This is a genomic window from Curtobacterium phoenicis (genome assembly GCF_047238015.1).
Taxonomy (GTDB): Bacteria; Actinomycetota; Actinomycetes; order Actinomycetales; family Microbacteriaceae; genus Curtobacterium.
Genome location: NZ_JBDFLZ010000002.1, coordinates 2,103,242 through 2,117,913, shown reverse-complemented (window position 1 = coordinate 2,117,913; position 14,672 = coordinate 2,103,242). Strand labels below are relative to the sequence as shown.

17 protein-coding genes are annotated in these 14,672 nt (G+C 72.4%); 6 read left to right on the top strand and 11 right to left on the bottom strand.

Annotated features, from left to right (window positions below):
* Position 1 precedes the first annotated feature (1 nt).
* The 9 genes from ABC270_RS10275 to ABC270_RS10235 all read right to left on the bottom strand — a co-directional run bounded on the left by ABC270_RS10275 (position 2) and on the right by ABC270_RS10235 (position 6,242).
* Positions 2-778: a flagellar biosynthetic protein FliR gene (locus ABC270_RS10275; RefSeq protein ID WP_412880704.1), complete on the bottom strand. Its 777-nt coding sequence runs from the start codon at positions 776-778 to the stop codon at positions 2-4.
* Complete coding sequence (fliQ, locus tag ABC270_RS10270) at positions 778-1,053, bottom strand: flagellar biosynthesis protein FliQ (protein WP_412880703.1); 276 nt, start codon at positions 1,051-1,053, stop codon at positions 778-780. The genes ABC270_RS10275 and fliQ overlap by 1 nt, the downstream gene beginning before the upstream one ends.
* Positions 1,053-1,874: a flagellar type III secretion system pore protein FliP gene (gene fliP / locus ABC270_RS10265; protein WP_412880702.1), complete on the bottom strand. Its 822-nt coding sequence runs from the start codon at positions 1,872-1,874 to the stop codon at positions 1,053-1,055. Before fliP ends, fliQ begins: the two co-directional genes overlap by 1 nt.
* Complete coding sequence (locus ABC270_RS10260; protein ID WP_412880701.1) at positions 1,871-2,413, bottom strand: FliO/MopB family protein; 543 nt, start codon at positions 2,411-2,413, stop codon at positions 1,871-1,873. Before ABC270_RS10260 ends, fliP begins: the two co-directional genes overlap by 4 nt.
* Positions 2,414-2,415: 2 nt before the next feature.
* On the bottom strand, positions 2,416-3,126 hold the full coding sequence (fliN, locus tag ABC270_RS10255; RefSeq protein ID WP_412880700.1) for a flagellar motor switch protein FliN: 711 nt from the start codon (positions 3,124-3,126) through the stop codon (positions 2,416-2,418).
* Complete coding sequence (locus ABC270_RS10250; RefSeq protein WP_412880699.1) at positions 3,123-4,028, bottom strand: flagellar motor switch protein FliM; 906 nt, start codon at positions 4,026-4,028, stop codon at positions 3,123-3,125. Before ABC270_RS10250 ends, fliN begins: the two co-directional genes overlap by 4 nt.
* A 150-nt stretch (positions 4,029-4,178) precedes the next feature.
* Positions 4,179-5,144, bottom strand: a complete 966-nt coding sequence (locus tag ABC270_RS10245) for an OmpA/MotB family protein (RefSeq protein ID WP_412880698.1) — start codon at positions 5,142-5,144, stop codon at positions 4,179-4,181.
* 2 nt (positions 5,145-5,146) lie between these two features.
* Positions 5,147-5,959 carry a motility protein A gene (locus ABC270_RS10240; protein ID WP_412880697.1) on the bottom strand — a complete coding sequence of 271 codons (813 nt, stop codon included), beginning with the start codon at positions 5,957-5,959 and terminating at the stop codon, positions 5,147-5,149.
* 1 nt (position 5,960) lies between these two features.
* Positions 5,961-6,242: a flagellar FlbD family protein gene (locus ABC270_RS10235; protein ID WP_412880696.1), complete on the bottom strand. Its 282-nt coding sequence runs from the start codon at positions 6,240-6,242 to the stop codon at positions 5,961-5,963.
* Positions 6,243-6,519: 277 nt separating this feature from the next.
* Between ABC270_RS10235 and ABC270_RS10230 the strand changes: the two genes are divergently transcribed.
* The 6 genes from ABC270_RS10230 to ABC270_RS10205 all read left to right on the top strand — a co-directional run bounded on the left by ABC270_RS10230 (position 6,520) and on the right by ABC270_RS10205 (position 12,289).
* Positions 6,520-7,377 carry a DUF4397 domain-containing protein gene (locus tag ABC270_RS10230; protein ID WP_412880695.1) on the top strand — a complete coding sequence of 286 codons (858 nt, stop codon included), beginning with the start codon at positions 6,520-6,522 and terminating at the stop codon, positions 7,375-7,377.
* Between the two features lie 26 nt (positions 7,378-7,403).
* A complete protein-coding gene (locus ABC270_RS10225) occupies positions 7,404-8,033 on the top strand; it encodes a class F sortase (protein ID WP_412880694.1) in 630 nt (209 codons plus the stop codon).
* 97 nt (positions 8,034-8,130) lie between these two features.
* Entirely contained in the window at positions 8,131-8,676 is a 546-nt protein-coding gene (locus tag ABC270_RS10220; RefSeq protein WP_412880693.1) for an RNA polymerase sigma factor, read from the top strand.
* 5 nt (positions 8,677-8,681) lie between these two features.
* Positions 8,682-9,500 (top strand): anti-sigma factor domain-containing protein, encoded by an 819-nt coding sequence (locus tag ABC270_RS10215; protein WP_412880692.1) that lies wholly within the window; start codon positions 8,682-8,684, stop codon positions 9,498-9,500.
* A 9-nt stretch (positions 9,501-9,509) separates the two neighbouring features.
* Positions 9,510-10,637 carry a hypothetical protein gene (locus ABC270_RS10210; protein WP_412880691.1) on the top strand — a complete coding sequence of 376 codons (1,128 nt, stop codon included), beginning with the start codon at positions 9,510-9,512 and terminating at the stop codon, positions 10,635-10,637.
* A gap of 92 nt (positions 10,638-10,729) precedes the next feature.
* Entirely contained in the window at positions 10,730-12,289 is a 1,560-nt protein-coding gene (locus ABC270_RS10205) for a helix-turn-helix domain-containing protein (protein WP_412880690.1), read from the top strand.
* Positions 12,290-12,431: 142 nt separating this feature from the next.
* Here ABC270_RS10205 and ABC270_RS10200 read toward each other — a convergent pair whose 3' ends face one another.
* Positions 12,432-13,190 carry an SDR family oxidoreductase gene (locus tag ABC270_RS10200; protein ID WP_412880689.1) on the bottom strand — a complete coding sequence of 253 codons (759 nt, stop codon included), beginning with the start codon at positions 13,188-13,190 and terminating at the stop codon, positions 12,432-12,434.
* 26 nt (positions 13,191-13,216) lie between these two features.
* Positions 13,217-14,668 carry a hypothetical protein gene (locus ABC270_RS10195; RefSeq protein WP_412880688.1) on the bottom strand — a complete coding sequence of 484 codons (1,452 nt, stop codon included), beginning with the start codon at positions 14,666-14,668 and terminating at the stop codon, positions 13,217-13,219.
* Positions 14,669-14,672: the final 4 nt, after the last annotated feature.

Sequence of the window (14,672 nt, the reverse complement as noted above, 5' to 3'; positions counted from 1 at the left end):
GTCACCCCCTGCCCGTGATCGCCTGGACGGCGTCACCCGTGAGGGACGACACCACCGACGGGAGCGCCATCACGAGCGCCCCCGCGAACAGCACGGTCAGACCGATCTTGATCGGGAAGCCCATCTGGAACGCGTTGAGCGCCGGGGCGACCCGCGTGAGCAGCCCGAGACCGACGTCGGCGAGGAAGAGCACGACGACGAGTGGTCCGGCGATCTGCAGCGTCGCGAGGAACATCTGCGTCAGCGCGTGCACGAGCACCCCGGCGAAGCCCCCGAGCGCGAAGCCGGCCGGGCTGCCGTCGGCGGCGACGAGCGGCACGGCGTCGAACGACCGGACGAGCCCGGCGACGATGAGCTGGTAGCCGCCGGAGGCGAACAGGAGCGCGAGCGCGGTCATCTGGAACAGCCGGGTGAACTGCGCACCGTTCACCTGCGACTGCGGGTCGAACGCCTGCGCGAGCGTGAAGCCGCCGAACAGGTCGATGAGCGCGCCGGCGGACTGCACGGCCGCGAAGACGAGGTACACGAGGAAGCCGAGCGCGAGACCGACGACGAGCTGCGTGACCAGCGCGACCAGGAACGCGCCGGTGTCGGCGGGCGTGTACCCGGCGGTGACGCGGGGTGCGACCCCGATGGCGAGCGCGATCCCGAGGGCGACCTTCACGGTGCCGGGGAACGCCTTGTACGCGAAGGGCGGCGCGACGACGAAGAACGCCACGAGGCGCACGCCCGCGAGCATGGTCCCCTCGAGGCGCGCTGCGTCGACGCTGAGTTCCATCAGGCCGCCCCGAGCAGCTTCGGGATCATGTCGAACGCGGCGTGCGTGAAGGCGATCATCTCGGAGATCATCCAGTTGCCGCAGACGACGAGCGCGATCGCGACCGCGACGGCCTTGGGGACGAACGACAGCGTGACCTCCTGGATCTGGGTCACCGACTGGAGGAGCGAGATCGCGAAGCCCACCACGAGCGAGGTCACGAGGACGGGCGCGGCGAGCTTGCCGGCGACGACGAGCGCCTGCAGCACGAGGTCGAGGACGGCCTGCTGGTCCATCAGTGCACCACCTGGTACGACTCGATGAGCGACTTGATGATGAGCCCCCATCCGTCGACGAGCACGAACAGCAGGATCTTGAAGGGCAGCGAGATCATCACCGGCGGGAGCATCATCATGCCCATCGACATGAGAGCCGCCGAGACGACGAGGTCGATGACGAGAAACGGGATGAAGATGACGAACCCGATGATGAACGCGCTCCGCAGCTCGGAGATGATGAACGCCGGGATCACGGTCGTCATCGGCACGTCGGAGAGGTCCTTCGGGTTCGCCTGACCAGCCGCGCGGGTGATGAGGGCGACGTCCTCCTCGCGCGTCTGGTGCAGCATGAAGGTCCGCAACGGCTTCGTGCCGACCTCGACGGCCTGGTTGAAGTCGAGGTGCCCGGCGAGGTACGGCTGCAGGGCGTCGTCGTTGATGTGGCCGATGACCGGCGCCATCACGAACAGCGACAGGAAGAGCGCGAGGCCGGCGAGCACCTGGTTCGGCGGGATCGACTGGAGCGCGAGCGCGTTCCTCGTCATCGCGAGGACGACGAAGATCTTCGTGAACGACGTCATCATGAGCATGAGAGCCGGTGCGACGCTGAGGAGCGTGATGCCGATGAGGGTCACGACCGCCGAGGAGGGCGTGCCGTCCGGGCCGTTCACGCTGACGCTGAAGTCGCCGGTGGCGGGCGGGGTCGGGGTCGCCGGCGCGGTCGGCTGGACGACCCCGGCGGCGTGCGCGCCGGTCGCGGTGAGCAGGAGGAAGCCGGCGACCGTCGCCAGCCCGAGGAGGACGAGGGCGATCAGCCGACCGGACCGCAGCGCGGTCACCCGGCTCGCCGGTTCTTCAGGGCCGCGGCGGCCTGGCGCCAGGTGTCCGCGGACAGGATCGAGCCCTGCAGCTGCGCGGCGGTCGGGACGACGGCACGCTGCGGCCGCCGGTTGCGGGGGCGCATCGGCAGGTCGGCCGGGAGGCCCGGCTCGGTTGCGGCCTGCTGCTCCAGTTCACGACGGAACACGTCGGCCGACGGGGTCGGCGTCGGCTCCGCGGTCGTCGCGCCACGCGTCGGCAGGACCACGGGTCCGGTGACGATTGTCAGCTCGGGTGCCGGTGCCCGGCCGCTCGTCAGGAGGGACACCCCGTGTTCGGAGACGCCGAGCACGAGCCGCTCCCCCTCGACGTCGACGACGACGACGCTCGCCTTGCCGCCGATGCCCTGACGACCGACGACCTCGACCGACGCGGCACGACGCCCGTGGGCCTTCCCGCCGACGAGCTTCTTCCGGCTGACCCGGTGCAGCACCCACATGAGGGCGAGCACCACGCCGAGCGAGAGCGCGACGCGGAGGACGATGACCGCGGTGTCCACGCTCAGACCGTCTCGGCGACGTCGAGGATCTTCGTGATGCGGACGGCGTAGTCCTGGTCGACGACGACGACCTCGCCGTGGGCGATGAGGCGGCCGTTGAGCAGGACGTCGGCGGGTGCGCCGGCGCTGCGGTCCAGTTCGACGACGGCGCCGGGCTCCATGCCGAGGACGTCGCGGACGGACATCCGCGTGCGACCGATCTCGACGGTGAGGGTCATCTCGACGTTGTTGATCCGGCCGAGGTTCCCGACCGGTGTCGTGACGGTGGGGACGTGCGGTGCCGACACGGTGCCGTTCTCGCGCACCCGGATGCCGAACCAGCCCCCGGGGACACCGCCCCCGGTCAGCTCGAACACGGCCGTCTCGGGGTCGGCGAGGAGCGCGGCGCCGGATTCGACCCGAGCGTCGCCGAGCACCCCGATGCCGAGGACCGACGCCGCCGCCTCGAGCGACGGGCGCAGCACGTCGGTGACGTCGACGATCCCGTGGTCGGTGCCGCCCGCCGCGGTGACGGCGTCGAGGTCCGTGAGGACGAGCACGAGGTCGGCCGACAGGCCGCCGACGAAGGACGCGACCACCCCGGTGGCCGCCGCCTCGAGCACGGCCGCTGTCGCGCCTCCAGGCAGTGCCACCGCGTTCAGCGGCGTCGCCGTCGGCAGGGCGACCACGAGGGCGTCGGCGGCGGTGGCGTGGAGGGTGGTGGTGGCGGTCATGCGGAGGGCTCCGTAGCTGCGGTGGTGGTGACGACGATGCCGGCGAGGCGCGACCCGTTCGCGCCGACGGCCGCGCTGCCGACGGGCTCGCCGTCGACCGCGATGGTGAGGGGGCGGTGCTGCGGGTGCGGCAGCGGCAGCACGTCGCCGACGGCGAGGCCGAGGACCTGCGTCGGCAGCACCGTCGCCGGCGCGAAGCGCAGGGCGACGCCGACCGGCACGTTCGCCAGCTGCTCGTCGAGCAGGTGGCGGGCCTCGGCGGCGGAGACGTGCGTCGCGGTCTCGCCGAGCTGCGGCAGGAGCGCCTCGGCCGGGAGCGCGAGCGTGCCGGGCGCGACCCGTTCGCCGACCCGGATCTCGAAGGAGGCGACGATCATCAGGTCGCCCTTCTGCGCGGCCTGCGCGAACTGCGAGTTGAACTGGAAGCCGCCGGCGGTGACGTCGTGGACGAGGAGCCCGCCGAACGAGTAGCGGAGGTCGTCGAGGGCGTCCTCGGCGATCTTGCGGACCAGCGCCTGCTCGATCGGCGTGAACGTCCGTTCGGGCGTCGGCAGCGGCTTCGACGCTCCGAGGGCGTGCGACACCCAGGTCAGGGCGGCGTCGAGCGGGACCTGGAGGACACCCTTCGGCACGACGTCGGCGATCGGGAGGAGCACCATGCCGGTGAGCGCGGGCAGCGACGCCGCGTACTCGTCGTAGGTCCGCATCTGGACGGCTTCGCACGTGACCTGGCTGACGGCGCGCACCTTCGCGGTGAGCTGGGTGCCCCACTGCCGGGCGAAGGTCTCGAAGGCGAGCTCGAGCACCCGCGCGTGCTCGCGGGCGAGGGTCGAGGGGCGGGCGAAGTCGTACACGTCGACCGACGTGTCGGCGGCCGGAGCGGCGTCGGTTCGCGCGGGCACGCCTGACGGCTTCGGCGGTGCTGCGGCGGTCTCGATCACGGGTGCGTCTATCGGTCCGCTGTGCACCACCCGTCAGCGCTGTGCCCCCTTCTGGGGCGGCAGCGTCGCGGCTCGCTTCCGGGGCGGCGTCGTCGCGGCTCGGACTGCGCGCTACCCGTTCGTGACCCCCTTCGCGCCGTCCTGGGCCGCGGCGAGGGCGGGCATCAGCGCGCTGACGTCCTGGTCCTGGTTCGACAGCACCACGATGTCGACCCGTCGGTTCAGGGTGAGTGCCTGGTCGGAGTCACCCTTCGCGAGCGGCCGACTCGACCCGTACCCGACGCTCTGCACGTGCGCTGCCGGGAGACCACCCCGTTCCACGAGGTCGCGCAGCACGCCGGTGGCCCGCGCCGCGCTGAGCTCCCAGTTCGTCGCGTACGGCGCGGTCGAGTTCCGCTGGTCGGCGTGGCCCTCGACGCTGACGTCGTGGTCGCTCGTCCGCAGCACCGGCGCGATCGCGTCCATGATCCGCTTCGCCTGGTCGGAGAGGTCGGCGCTGTTCGTGGCGAAGTAGGTCTCGCTGCCGACGAGCCGCACGGTGAGCCCGCGGGCGTCGACCGTGAACTGCACGTTCGTGGTCTGCCCGGCCTTCCGCAGGTTCGTCTTGATCGCGCGCTCGATGCCCTGGAGGTCGTCGAGCTCCCGCTTCGCGGCGTCGACGTCGGCCTTCGTCGCGGCCTTCGGCACCGCGGTGTTCGTCGGGTCCGCGGTCGCGGTCCCCGGTCCGGCCTCGGCGTTGCTGCCCGCGTCGCCGCTCGATGCGCTCGAGTGGTCCGCGTGCGACTTGTCGATCGAGTACCCCGAGCCGTCCTCGACCTGGTCCTTCGTCACGACGGTGCCGGACGCGGTGTCGACCTTCTGCGACTTCACCTCGCCGAACCCGGTCGCGAGCGAGTTCTTCAGGGCGATGTACTTCTGCTGGTCGACCGTCGACATGGCGAAGAGCACGAGGAACATGCACATCAGGACGGTGATCATGTCCATGTAGGACGCCATCCAGCGCTCGTCGGGGTGCTCGGCCTCGTCGTGGCCCTTCTTCGCCCGGCCACGACCACGACCGCGGGGGTTCGCGCTCATCGTCAGGCCGCCAGCTGCTCGTCGTCCGCGGCGGACTGCTTCTTCGCCGACTTCGCGTCCGCGATCCGGGCCGCGGGCGGGACCATCGCCTTGAGCCGCTCACCGAGGAGGCGCGGCTGGCTTCCGGCCTGCACCGCGAGCAGGCCCTCCATGAGGAGCGTCTGCCGGTCCGACTCGAGCTGCGCGAGCTTGCGGAGCTTGCCGCCGATCGGCAGCCACAGGAAGTTCGCGGTCAGGAGGCCCCAGAGCGTCGCGACGAAGGCACTGGCGATGAGCGGCCCGAGCTCGTCCGGCTTGCCGAGGTTGGCGAGCACGTGCGTCAGGGAGACGACCGTGCCGATGATGCCGACGGTCGGCGCGAAGCCGCCGAGCCCCATGAAGAACGCGCTCGCGCTGCGGACCGGGGCCGCGTTCGACTCGATCTCGTCCTCGAGGAGGATCCGGAGCTCGTCGCCGTCGGTCCCGTCCGCGATGTTCTGCAGCGCCTTCTTCATGAACGGGTCGTCGTGCTTGTCGGCCTCCTGCTCGAGCGCGAGGAGCCCGTTCGCCCGCGCGGTCTCGGCGAGTCCGACCACGTCGTCGATGACGGACTGCGGCGGGGTGACCTTGCCCGTGAACGCCTTCGGGACGGCCTTGAAGCTCGCGATCGCGTCCTTGAGGGTCGTGCTCGCGATGCCACAGCCGATCGTCGCGCCGAAGACGAGGAGCATCGGGGCGGGCAGGAAGAGTCCGCCGAGCTCGACGTGCTCCATCTCGACCATGCCGAAGAGCGCGCCGAAGGCGATGAGGATGCCGATGATCGTCGCGATGTCCACGTCAGCGCCCCCCGTCGTGCGCGTGCAGCGGAGCCACCGGGGCGAGCGTGGGGACCGGGCCGGTCGCGTTCCGGGCCGCCTGCCCGTCGGTGCCGTACGCCATCCCGACGATCCGGGCGCGGTACGCCGCGATCAGGTCGATGACCTCGCCCATGGACTCGCGCACGATGTACTTCGCACCGTCGACCATGATGAGGGTCGTGTCCGGCGTCTCCTGGATGCGCTCCACGAGGTCCGGGTTCACAGCGAAGCCGCTGCCGTTGAGTCGTGTGACGACGATCATGGCCCGTCCTGGTTCTCGATCGTCCCGCCGCCGTCCGTGGGGCGGGATGCCGCCCTTCCGTGGGCGTGCACCGAGGACTATCGGCCCGGAGTGCCGACTCGTAAGCACTGGGCGCCCGGCGACGCCTTCGGGGTACAGACCAGGGGACAGATCGCTGAGCGAACGCCCAGCAACCCGGCGCAACCGGAGCGCCCGGATCCTCGGTAGTACCTGCGAGACGTCGAGGACGACGTCGTACCGACCGGCCCGACCCGGGCCAGAGAAGGAGACGACAACGATGCGCAAGAAGTCCCTCGCCGCCGGCCTCGCGTCCGGTGTGCTACTCGCCGCCACCGCCGCGGTGCTGCCCGCGGCCACGGCCACCGCCGCGACCGGCGACGCGACCCTCTCCGTCCTGCACGCCGTCCCGTCCGTCACCGTCGACGTCTACCTCGACGGCAAGCGCGCCCTCGACGACTTCACACCGGGCACCCTCGCCGGTCCGATGACGGTGCCGGCAGGAGCGCACACGATCGCGATCACCGCCGGTGACGCGACGAACGACTCGAAGCCGATCATCGGCCCGGTGGACGTCTCGCTCGACGCGGGCGGCAACTACACCGCCGTCGCGCACGACGACACCAGCGGCAAGCCGACCGCCACGCTCTTCACCAACGACACATCGGCGACCCCGGCTGGTCAGGGCCGCCTCATCGTCCGCCACGTCGCAGCCGCCCCCGCGGTCGACGTCCTCGCCGGTGGCAAGGCCGTGGTCTCCGGGCTGACCAACCCGGACGAGAAGGCGCTCGAGCTCCCCGCCGGCACCGTCTCGGCCTCGGTCGCCGCAGCCGGGACGACCACCCCGGTGATCGGCCCGGCGGACGTCTCCGTCAAGGCCGGTACCGACACCATCGTCTACGCGTGGGGCAGCCTCGAGGACAAGGACCTCGCCCTCGCCACGCAGACGATCTCCGGCCTCGGCGGCACCCCGAACGGCGTCCCCGCAGGCGACGCGGGCCTCGTCGCGACGAACCAGCCCGACGTCGCGCCGTGGATCGGAGCCGCCGCGGCACTCCTCGCAGCCGCCACGCTCGGCACCGTCGTGATCCGTCGGCGTCGCACCGCGGCCGCCGGTCGGCAGGACGCCGGTCGCTGATCGTGCGCCGCACGGTACGGCCGTCCGTGGCGGCGCTCGCCGTCGCCACGGCGGCCGTCGCCGTCCTGACCGGGTGCTCGCCGGCTGGCCCCCTCCCCGGCGGGCACCCCTCCCTCGCCCCCTCGAGCACGCCGACGCCTCCCCCGGCGGCGTTCTCGACCGCGGTGCCGCAGCAGGCGGCGACCGTTCCCCCGGTCGCCCCGGAAGCCGCGGCTCCCGCTCGCGTCACCGTCGACTGGGCCGGTGTCACCGCACCGGTCCGCCCCGAGGGCGTCGACGCCCAGGGCGCGATGGCGCTCCCGCCGGACCCGGCCATCGCCGGCTGGTACCGGTACGGCGCAGCCCCGGCCTCCGCCGAGGGCACGGTGGTGCTCGCCGCCCACGTCGACGCGGTCGGCTACGGCATCGGGCCGTTCGCCCATCTGCGCGACGTGCCGGACGGCCGCACGATCACCGTCACGGACACGGCCGGCGCCGAGACGCGATGGCGGATCGACTCCGTGTCGCTGGTCGAGAAGCGCGGGCTGCCCTGGGACCGCATCTTCCGCACCGACGGCGACCGGCGACTCGTGCTCGTCACCTGCGGTGGCGTGTTCGACGAGCAGACCCACCACTACGAGAGCAACCTCGTCATCACCGCGACGCCGGTGGCATGACCCCGGAGCCACGACCGTGTGCCCGACGGACTCCGCCGCCACGGCACCCGTACGATCGGGGCACGGTCGATGCCGACCGCCCCGACGACAGGACCACGTGACGACCACCCTCCCCGACGACGGCGAGCTGTCCGACGCCTTCAGCGCCGGGAGCGAGGCCGCTCTGCGTGCCGTGTACGACCGGTGGTCACCGCTCGTGCACACCCTGGCGCTCCGGGCGTTGCGGGACACGATGGCCGCGGAGGACGTCACCCAGCAGGTGTTCGTCAAGGCCTGGCGGCGGTCCGGGAGCTTCGACCCCGCACGTGGACCGCTCGGCGCGTGGCTCGTCGGCATCACCCGCAACTGCATCGCCGACGCGATGGCCGAGCGCGCTCGGCAGGCACCCACCGCCGACCCGACCGTCGTCGAGGAGACGGCCGTCGCGCCGGAGTCTGCCTTCGACCTCGCCGAACGCGCACTCGTCGCCGGGGAGCTCGACCGCCTCGACGACGAGCCGCGCCGCGTCATGCGATTGGCCTTCTACGAGGACCTCAGCCATCGCGAGATCGCGGAGCGACTGCAGATCCCCCTCGGCACCGTGAAGAGCCACATCCATCGGAGTCTGGCTCGGCTCCGAACACGTCTGGAGGTGATCGAGTGAAGCACGTGGACGACGAGACACTGGCGATGCTCGCGGTCACCGGTGTCGTCGCGGACGACGACGTCGCGGCGCACCTCGCCGCGTGCGCGCGGTGCCGCGCCGAGGTCGCGGACCTCCAGCGCGTCGCGGCCGTCACCCGTTCCGCTGCCGACGTGGACCTCGTCGCGCCCCCGGCGCGCGTCTGGGACCGGATCGCGGCCGCCGTGCGCGCCGAGCAGGCGGAGGACGGACTGGAGGCCCGGGGCGACCCCGCCCCGCCGGTGCGGCCCGCCACCCCCACGACGCCCGTCACCCCCACGCGATCTGCGTCGACGACCGCCCGCCCCGCTGGCCGACGCGACCGGCGGGGCACCGCCGCGGTCCGCAGACGTCGTCGGACGGTCGCCGGCGTCGTCGCGGCCGGCATCGGCGTGCTCGCGCTCCTGATCGGGATCGGCGCGGTCACCGGGGTCGTCCCCGGCACCGGCAACGCCGAGACGGTCGTGGCTCGGGCGACCCTCGACGCCCTGCCGGACTGGGGCGGCGCGCGTGGGACCGCGGAACTCGAACGCGACCGGGACGGCCGGCTCACCCTCGTCGTCGACGTCACGGGCGACCGGGACGCGCCGGACTCGGGAGCGCTCCGAGAGGTCTGGATGATGCAGTCGGACCTCAAGGGTCTCGTCAGCGTCGGCTTCCTCGACGGCGACCGCGGCCGCTTCACGGTGCCGTCGGACATGGACCTGGCGAAGTACCCGGTGGTCGACGTCTCCGCCGAACGCGACGACGGCGACCCGGCGCACTCGGGCGACTCGATCGTCCGCGGCGACCTGCACGACCGGTAGCCTCGGGCCGTGATCACCGCGGCGGACCTGCTCGAGGGCCCGCGTGGCCGACGGTTCATCCTCGAACTCCTCCGGCAGTTGCTCGACGACGAGTCCGGCCCCGGCGAGCACCTCCACCAGGTGCTGTTCTGGGCCGAGTACCACGTCATGCGCGAACGCGGGGACGCACCGACGCTCTTCGGCCCCGGGGCCGACCGCCCGGAGCCGGCACCGAGCGACCGGGAACTCGCCGACGCACTCCGCGCCGCCGTCGACGTGGCGGACCCGTCGTCCGTCCGACCGGTGCACGTGCTCCGCGCACTGGCCGACACGGCCGCGGCCGCCCGGTACTGGCAGGAACCAGACGGCGAGGACGTCCTGCTGGCCCGGGCAGGCCTGGGCCCGGAGCTCGCACGGCTGGCGCGCGCGTGGGCCGGGGCTCCCGCTGTCGACTCGGTGGTCGCACCGAGCGATCCGGCCGCACCGTGGAGCACCGTGTTCGACGGCGACCACGGCCCGGAACCGCTCCGCTCGACCGCGCCCGGCGACGCCGCACGTGCGTTGCGGGACTGGCGTCGAGCACTGCAGGCCGAGGTCGACGCCGTCGGGTGGCGGGACCGACGACGACGTGTCGACGCGCGGTACAGCGGCGAGTGGTGGTCGACCCCGCCGTCCGGGCTCCTCGTGACGACCCCGTCCGTTCCGTCGCACGGGCCCCTCGGGGTGTGGGCGGTCGAGGACGACATGGGCTGGGAGCAGGCGACCGTCACCCCGGTCGTCCCGAGGGAAGGCGCGCTCGTGCTCGTCCTCGACGACGCGGACGACTGGGCAGCGCTCTGTCGCCGTTGGCCGATCGACGTCAGCTGGACCACTCGACGGCACGACTGGTACCGGACGACCGGCCGCGACGGCCGGTGGGTCACGCCCGACTGGGAGGGCGTCGCCGAGGCGTACGACGCGGTGCACCTCAGCGTGCGGTGCTGGCTGCGCGCAGCGGGCACGGCGATCCCGGTCAGCGCCGACGCCGCGAGCGTGATCGCCGGGTGGACGCCGGGGAGCACCGTCTGGCTCCGCGATCCGGTGCCCCCGGCCGACGTGCCACGGGCTGTCGACCTGATGTTCGACACCGACGAGCAGCAGTGGCACCGGAGCGATTGACTTCTCACAGACGGTGTATTCCCGATCCGTTCCTGTGAGTTCAGGCGCGGATGTCACCCGTTTTATCTCACGAGCGTGTTAGCGTGCCGTTCATGACCGACACCACCCTCGTCGCTCCCCAGACCACCGCAGCACCCCTCCGCGAGGTCGGCGCGCTGATCCGCGGTGCCCGCAAGGGCCGCGGCATGACGCAGGCGCAGCTCGCCGAACGCGTCGGCACGAGCCAGAGCGCGATCAACCGCATCGAGCAGGGCGGGCAGAACCTCAGCCTCGAGATGCTCACCCGGATCAGCGACGCGCTCGACCAGCAGATCGTCTCGATCGGCGGGGCCCCGCAGCGCGCGCACCTCCGCGTGCAGGGTGGCCGGAAGCTCAGCGGGTCGATCGCCGTCAACTCGTCGAAGAACGCCGCCGTCGCGCTCCTCTGCGCCTCGCTCCTCAACCGCGGCGTCACCCGGTTGCACCGGGTCGCGCGCATCGTCGAGGTCGACCGGATCATCGACGTCCTCCGGAGCCTCGGCGCGAGCGTCACGTGGTCCGAGGACGGCGAGGTGCTCGAGATCGTCGCCCCGTCCGACCTCCGCCTCGACGCGATCGACGCCGACGCCGCCCGCCGGACCCGCAGCGTGCTCATGTTCCTCGGCCCGCTGAGCGGCCGCTTCGACGCGTTCCGCCTGCCCTACGCCGGCGGCTGCGACCTCGGCACGCGCACGGTCGAGCCGCACCTCATCGCGCTCCGGCCGTTCGGGGTCGACGTCGAGGCCACCAACGGCTGGTACGAGGTCGACGTCGCGAACAAGGACGTCCCCACGAAGTCGATCGTGCTCACCGAACGTGGCGACACCGTCACCGAGAACGCGATCCTCGCCGCGGCCGCCCGCGACGGCGTGACGACGATCCGCAACGCCAGCCCGAACTACATGGTGCAGGACCTCTGCTTCTTCCTCGAGCTCCTCGGGGTCCGGGTCGAGGGCATCGGCACGACCACGCTCCGCATCACCGGCCGCAGCGTCATCGACGAGGTCGTGGACTACTGGCCGAGCGAGGACCCGGTCGAGGCGATGAGCCTCCTCACCGCGGGCATCGTGACCAGCTCGACGCTCACCGTGACGCGTGCGCCGATCGAGTTCCTCGAGATCGAGCTCGCGACCCTCGCCGAGATGGGGCTGCGCTTCGACGTCTCCGAGGAGTACGACGCCGCGAACGGCCGCACCCGCCTCGTCGACATCACGGTGCACCCGTCCGAGCTGCACGCCCCGATCGACAAGATCCACGCGATGCCGTTCCCGGGCCTCAACATCGACAACCTGCCGTTCTTCGTCGTCATTGCGGCGTGCGCGACGGGCACGACGCTCGTCCACGACTGGGTGTACGAGGGCCGGGCGATCCACCTGCTCGACCTCACCCGCCTCGGCGCGAACGTCACGCTGCGCGACCCGCACCGTCTCGACGTCACCGGGCCGACGCACTTCTCCGGCGCCGAGGTCAGCTGCCCGCCGGCCCTCCGTCCGGCCGTGGTCATCCTGCTCGCGATGCTCGCCGCGAAGGGCGAAAGCGTCCTCCGGAACGTCGGCATCATCGCCCGCGGCTACGAGGGCCTGCAGGAGCGGCTCAACTCGCTCGGCGCGTCCATCGAGACGTTCCACGACTGAGCCGCTCGGGCTGCGGTCGCTGACGTGACCGGATGACGGACGGGAGGCGCGGTGCCAGCTGGCACTCCTCCCTCGCAGGCTCGGTCGGCGCGCCCCGCGCAACGCTTCGCGTCGCCGCTGAGCGGGGCGCGCCCGTCCGTCGTCAGCCGCGTCCGACGAACGGCATGGCGGTCGGCATGATCGTCAGGTTCGGCACGTTCGTGCCGGTCGGCAGGCCGGCCATGTAGGCGACCGCGCGCCCGGTCTCCGCGACGTCCATCGTCGGCTCGGCGCGGGTCGAGCCGTCGGCCTGGAGCGTGCCGTCCGCCGCGCCGGAGCCCATCGAGGTGGCGGCGTTGCCGATGTCGATCTGCCCGCAGGCGATCCCGAACGGGCGGCCGTCGAGCTGGAGCTGCTTCGTCAGTCCGGAGATCCCGTGCTTCGCGACGGTGTAGGGCGCGGACAGCGGCCGGGGCGCGTGCGCGGAGATCGAGCCGTTGTTGATGATCCGACCACCCTGCGGGGTCTGGGCGCGCATCACCCGGAACGCCTCGCGTGCGCAGAGGAACGAGCCGGTCAGGGTCACCGCGAGCACCTCGTCCCAGGTGTCGAGCGTGAGTTCGTCGAAGGGTGTCGCGGCGGCACCGGTCCCCGCGTTGTTGAACAGCAGGTCGACGCGGCCGAAGCGGTCCACGGTCTCGTCGAAGAGTCGTCGTACGTCGGCCTCGACCGACACGTCGGCGACCACCGGGACGATGCGCTCCGACTGCACCGTGACCTGCTCGAGCGGTCCTGGCCTGCGCCCGGCGACCACGACCGTCCAGCCGTCGGCGGCCAGGGCGAGGGCCGCTGAACGACCGATCCCGCTCCCGCCACCGGTGACGATCGCGGTCCGGGAGGGCGTGGTCGGGTCGTCGCTCATGACCGCACGCTACCGGCCCGGCCCGCTCAGACGTCGAGGACGCCGTCGACCGCCTCGCTCCGGGGCGGGATGTGGCGGGTCGCGATCTCCTCCTCGAGGTACACCGTGACGTACCCGTGGTCGACGGGCCGGCCGGTGTCGTCGAACACACGGTAGCGGCGGCGGAGCCGCAGGAACGGGACGGCCGCGTGCTCGAACGACACCACGACCTCGGTGAACGGCCACTCGCCCTCGACCTCGACGCGCACGTCCCGGTAGTCGCTCCGGAACCGCCTCGGACCGTCGACGCCGCGTGACCAGCCGATCACCGGGTCGGCGAGGTGCGTGAACTCCTCGACGAGGTCGGCGGTGGCGCCTTCCCGTGTGTCGGTGTCGAGCTGGCGGAGGCTCCACCGCGTGCCATCGATGCCGTCGAGGTCGAACCGGTCGACGAACGGCGAGCGGCGCGCTTCGAGCTCGCCCGACGCCCGCTCCCGCTCGGCGTCAGCCGCGTCAGCGTCGTACTCCTCGTCGTCCTCGACCGGCACCGAGTGGAGCGACTCGGTGTCGATCGACCGTGGGAGGCCGGCGGACACGTCCACGACGACCTCCAGCGATCGGTAGACGACGTCGTGCCCACCGAACCGCCCGGGGACGAGGTCAGGGCCGGTGCGGTGGAAGCGGACGGTCATGCTGTCCCCGTCCACCGACACGCCCTCCACGAGGTGGTCGACCTGGATGGTCGTGCGTGTGCCGTCGGGGGCGATGCGCTGCAGTTCGGTCGGTGGGGTCGACGACGGCGGGCCGGGCTCGCCCAGCTCGGGTGCGTCGGATGCGTCGGCGTCGTCGGCGAACCCGATGGACCACTGGTACGCGGTGGCGACGACGCGGTCGTCGTCCGCGTCCGGGTCGGCGTCGTCGTCCGGTTCGGCGTCGTCGTGCACCGGCTGCCCGGCGTCCTCGTCCTCGTCGTCCTCGTCGTCGTCCGTCGGTTCGATCCAGGTCGTGGGGTCGGGCCAGAAGGGCTCGGCCTCTGCCCAGGGCAGGTCAGCGGACGCGAGGGCATCGAGGTCGTCCTCCTCCTCCCCGCCCTCGTCGTCGTCCCCGCTCTCGCTCCCGACCGGCCCCATCCACGCCGACGCGTCCCGGGGGTCCGCGAGCCAGAGGCCGGTGGCGTCCACGCCGACGACGCGCCGGTCTCCGAGGTCGACCGCTGCACCCACCCGCTCGGGGTCGAGGTGGACCGCGGTGCGGGTGGTCTCCTCGATGCCTTCGGAGCAGTACACGATCCAGAGGCCGTCGGGGGTGGGCCAGGCCTCGGCTCCGTCGACCGCCCGCTCCGGCAACGGGGCGTCCGGCCACGTCAGCCACCCCACGGGCTCGCCGTCCCGCAGCACGGCGGCCACCGGTCGTACCTCGTCCGGGACGATGACGTGTTGCCCGACCGGCACGGCGTCGAGCGGGACGAGGTGGTCGGGACGGCCGTCGGTGCTGGTCACGATC

What these genes read in the sequence shown, in the direction of transcription:
- ABC270_RS10275 (WP_412880704.1), bottom strand. Translation starts at nt 778, where the DNA reads ATGGAACTCAGCGTCGACGCAGCGCGCCTCGAGGGGACCATGCTCGCG.
- fliQ (WP_412880703.1), bottom strand. Translation starts at nt 1,053, where the DNA reads ATGGACCAGCAGGCCGTCCTCGACCTCGTGCTGCAGGCGCTCGTCGTC.
- fliN (WP_412880700.1), bottom strand. Translation starts at nt 3,126, where the DNA reads ATGACCGCCACCACCACCCTCCACGCCACCGCCGCCGACGCCCTCGTG.
- ABC270_RS10245 (WP_412880698.1), bottom strand. Translation starts at nt 5,144, where the DNA reads ATGAGCGCGAACCCCCGCGGTCGTGGTCGTGGCCGGGCGAAGAAGGGC.
- ABC270_RS10235 (WP_412880696.1), bottom strand. Translation starts at nt 6,242, where the DNA reads ATGATCGTCGTCACACGACTCAACGGCAGCGGCTTCGCTGTGAACCCG.
- ABC270_RS10230 (WP_412880695.1), top strand. Translation starts at nt 6,520, where the DNA reads ATGCGCAAGAAGTCCCTCGCCGCCGGCCTCGCGTCCGGTGTGCTACTC.
- ABC270_RS10205 (WP_412880690.1), top strand. Translation starts at nt 10,730, where the DNA reads ATGACCGACACCACCCTCGTCGCTCCCCAGACCACCGCAGCACCCCTC.
- ABC270_RS10200 (WP_412880689.1), bottom strand. Translation starts at nt 13,190, where the DNA reads ATGAGCGACGACCCGACCACGCCCTCCCGGACCGCGATCGTCACCGGT.